The following is a 4,516-nucleotide window of genomic DNA, read 5'->3' on the forward strand; positions in this document are numbered from 1 at the left end:
GCCGCCGGCCGCGCCGCGGCCGGCGAGGCGCCCGGCGGGCAGCGCCCGCACGGTCAGCGCGTCGACGCGGGCCACCGGTGCGCCGTCGGGGCCGGCGATGTCGAGGCGGACGGCGCCCTCGGTCCGCGCCGGGGCGATGCGCACCCGGACGGCGCGGGCGCCGCTCGCGTACAGCGTGACGCCGCTCCACAGGAACGGGATGTGGACGCGGTCGGCTTCCGCGCCGGGCGCCGGGTCGTGCGGCTGCTGTCCTTGGCCGCCGAGCGCGAGCGGGCGCAGCGCGGCGTCCAGCAGCGCGGGGTGGATGCCGAAGCGTTCGGCGTCGGCGGCCTCGGCGTCCGGCAGCCGCACGTCGAGGTAGATCTCCTCGCCGAGGCGCCAGGCGGCGTGCACGCCCTGGAAGGCGGGCCCGTAGGAGAGGCCGGCGCTCTCCAGGCGCTCGTGGAGCGCCCGCAGGTCGAGGGCCGCCGCCCCGGGCGGGGGCCAGACCCCGCCCGCGCCCGCGCCCGCGGCCTCGGGCGGGGCGGCGTGCTCTGTGCCGAGCAGGCCGGTGGCGTGCCGGGTCCAGGGCGCGCCGTCGCCGCCCGGCGCGGTGTCGGCGCGGGTGTGGACGGCGAACGGGCGGCGGCCCGCGTCGTCGGGGTCGCCGACGGCGACCTGCAGGCGCAGCGCGCCGCGCTCGGGCAGCACCAGGGGGGTTTCCAGGGTGAGGTCGTCGACCGTGGTGCAGCCGGCCTGGTCGCCCGCCCTGACGGCCAGGTCGGCCAGGGCCGCGCCGGGCAGCACCACGGCGCCCGCGACGACGTGGTCGCCGAGCCAGGGGTGGTCCTCCAGGGCGAGCCGGCCGGTGAACACCAGCCCCTCGCCGTCCGCGAGCTCGACGAGGGCGCCGAGCAGCGGGTGGCCGGGCGCGTCCTGGCCCACGCCCGCCACGTCGCGGGGCGCGGGCGGCGTGGGCAGCCAGTAGCGGCTGCGCTGGAAGGCGTAGGTGGGCAGGTCGACGACGCGGGCGCGGCGCCCGGCGAGCAGCGCCGTCCAGTCGACGGGCGCGCCGCGGGTGTCGGCGACGGCGAGCGCGGCGAGGAAGGTGCGCTCCTCCGGGCGGCCGGCCCGCAGGGCGGCGGCCGCCGCGGGGGCCTGGCCGGCGTCCTGGAGGGCGTCGCCCACCATCGCGGTGAGCACGGGGTGGGGGCCCAGTTCGAGGTAGGTGGTGACGCCTTCGCGGTGCAGGGTGCGCACGCCGTCGTGGAAGCGGACCGCGGCGCGGATGTGGCGCGCCCAGTAGCCCGGGTCGGTCAGCTCGCCGGGCTCGGCGATGCGTCCGGTGACGTTGGAGACGAGCGGGATGCGCGGCTCGTGGAAGGCGAGGGCGCCGGCGATCCGCTCGAACTCGTCGAGGACGCCGTCCATGTGGGGCGAGTGGAAGGCGTGCGAGACGGTGAGGCGGCGGGCCTTGACGCCCTGGGCGCGGAAGTGTCCGGCGACCTCCTCCGCGGCGTCGGCGTCGCCCGAGATCACCACGGCGAGGGGCCCGTTGACCGCGGCGATCTCCACCCGGCCGGCGTGCCGGGCGAGCCGGGCGGCCACGTCCGTCTCGGCGGCCCCGATCGCGATCATCGCGCCGCCCTCGCGGGCCGCCTGCATCAGCCGGCCCCGCGCCACCACCAGCGCGCACGCGTCGTCCAGCGTCAGCACACCGGCGGCGTGCGCGGCGCTCACCTCGCCCACGGAGTGGCCGATCAGCGCGGCGGGGACGAGCCCGAAGTGCTCGGCCAGCCGGTACAGCGCGCTCTGCACGGCGAACAGGGCGGCCTGGGTGAACTCGGTGCGGTCCAGCAGATCGGCTTCGGCGCTGTCGGGCGCGGCGAACACCAGCTCCTTGAGCGAGCGGCCGAGCCCGGCGTCGAGGCGGGCGCAGGCCGCGTCGAAGGCCTGCGCGAACACCGGGAACGCCGCGTACAGCTCGCGCCCCATGCCGGCCCGCTGGCTGCCCTGCCCGGTGAACATCACGGCGGTGCGGCCCCCGCCGGACTCGGCGCCGAGGACCACGTCGGGGGTGTCCTGGCCGCGGGCGGCCGCCGTGAGGGCGGCGACGAGTTCCCCGTGGCCGGCGCCCAGCACGACCCCGCGGTGGGCGAGACGGGCGCGGGTGGTGGCCAGGGACAGCGCCAGGTCCTGCGCGCGGGGCGGCTCGCCCGCGCCGTCCAGGTGGGCCAGCAGGCGCGCGGCCTGGGCCTGCAGCCCCTCACGGGTGGGCGCGGACAGCGCCCACGCCAGCAGCCCCGCGCCGGCGGCGGGCTCCGCGCCGGCGGGAGTGACGCCGGGCTCGGCGAGGGGATCGGGGTCGGCGACGGGACCGGCGACGGGGTCGGGGTCGGGGTCGGGGTCGGGGGCGTGCTCGAGGACGAGGTGGGCGTTGGTGCCGCTGATCCCGAACGAGGAGACCGCCGCACGACGCGGCCTGCCGTCCCGCTCGGGCCAGGGCTGTTCCTCGGTGAGCAGCGCCATCGTGCCGCCGGACCAGTCCACGTGCGGCGTCGGCTCGTCGACGTGCAGCGTGCGCGGCAGCCTCTCGTGACGCATGGCCATCACCATCTTGATGACGCCGCCGACGCCGGCGGCCGCCTGCGCGTGGCCGATGTTGGACTTCAGCGAGCCCAGCCACAGCGGCTGCTCACGCGTGTGCTCGCGCCCGTAGGTGGCCAGCAGGGCCTGCGCCTCGATCGGGTCGCCGAGGGTGGTGCCGGTGCCGTGCGCCTCGACCGCGTCGACGTCCGCCCCCGACAGGCCGGCGTCGGCGAGGGCCTGGCGGATGACGCGCTGCTGGGCGGGCCCGTTCGGGGCGGTCAGGCCGTTGGACGCGCCGTCCTGGTTGACGGCGCTGCCGCGGATGACGGCCAGCACCCGGTGCCCGTTGCGGCGGGCGTCCGAGAGGCGTTCCAGCAGGACGAGGCCCACGCCCTCCGCCCAGCCGGTGCCGTCGGACGAAGCGGAGAACGCCTTGCAGCGCCCGTCGGGCGACAGCGCCCGCTGACGGCTGAACTCCACGAACGTGGTGGGCGTCGCCATCAGGGCGACACCGCCCGCCAGGGCGAGCGTGCACTCGCCCTCGCGCAGCGCCCGCGCGGCCAGATGGAGCGCCACCAGCGACGACGAGCAGGCCGTGTCGACGGTGAGCGCCGGGCCCTCCAGACCGAACGTGTACGACACGCGGCCGGAGGCGACGCTGCCCATGCTGCCGTTGCCGAGGTAGCCCTCGTACCCGGCGGGCGCCGGCTGCAGCCGGGAGGCGTAGTCGTTGTACATGACGCCGGCGAACACCCCGGTCCGGCTGCCGCGCAGGGTCGCGGGGTCGATCCCGGCCCGCTCGAACGCCTCCCACGCCGTCTCCAGCAGCAGCCGCTGCTGCGGGTCGGTGGCCAGGGCCTCGCGCGGGCTGATCCCGAAGAACTCGGCGTCGAAGTCCTCGGCGCCGTGCAGGAACCCGCCGCGGCGGCAGTACGTCTTGCCGGCCGCGTCGGGATCCGGGTCGTACAGGCGCGCCTCGTCCCAGCCGCGCGAGGCGGGGAACTCCCCCACCGCGTCCACGCCGTCGGCGACCAGCCGCCACAGCTCCTGCGGCGAGGTGACGCCGCCGGGGTAGCGGCAGCTCATCGAGACGATGGCGATCGGGTCGTCGTCCGCGGCGCGCCCCCGCACCGGCACGGCCCCCGCCGCCGCCGCGGCGGCGGCGGTGTCCTCGCCCGCGACGCGCTCCAGCAGATACCCGGCCACCGCCTGCGGGGTGGGGAAGTCGAAGACCAAGGTGGCGGGCAGCGTCAGGCCGGTGGCCGAGGCCAGCCGGTTGCGCAGTTCGACCGAGGCGAGCGAGTCGAATCCGTAGGTCTTCAAGGCCCGCCGGTCGTCGATCGCGCCGGGCCCCTCGAGGCCGAGGACGGTGGCGACATGGGTGCGCACGAACGCGGCGACGGCGCCCGCGCGTTCGCCGTCGGCCAGGCCGGCGATGCGCTGCGCCCAGGCCCCCTCGGGTGACGCGCCGCCGGCCGGGGCGCTCCTGCGGGCCGGCACCCGGATCAGCGTGCGCAGCAGCGCGGGCAGGCGTCCCTGCGCCGCGTCGGCGCGCAGGGCGTCGGCGTCCAGGCGGGCCGGGACGGCGAGCGGCCGGCCGGCCGCCCACGACGCGTCGAACAGGGCGAGCCCGTCGTCGGTGTCCATGGCGGCAAGGCCCCCGCGGGTCATCCGGGCGCGGTCGGCGTCGTCGAGGTGCCGGGTCAGGCCGGTGGCCTGGCCCCACAGTCCGAAGGCGAGGGAGGCGGCGGGCAGCCCGCGGGCGTGACGGTGCTGGGCGAGCCCGTCGAGGAAGCCGTTGGCGGCGGTGTAGTTGGCCTGGCCCGGGTTGCCGAGCGTGGCGGTGACCGAGGAGAACAGGACGAACGCGGCGAGGTCCATGTCCGAGGTCAGCTCGTGCAGATGCCAGGCCGCGTCCGCCTTGGGCCGCAGCACCCGCTCAAGGCGC

1 protein-coding gene is annotated in these 4,516 nt (G+C 77.9%); it reads right to left on the reverse strand.

Going from position 1 to position 4,516, the window contains the following annotated elements; all coding sequences use genetic code 11:
• On the reverse strand, positions 1-4,516 hold a 4,516-nt coding region (locus tag ACN6LD_RS41865), incomplete at both ends, for a type I polyketide synthase (RefSeq protein WP_445045903.1).

The organism is Streptomyces sp. SAS_272 (assembly GCF_052543235.1).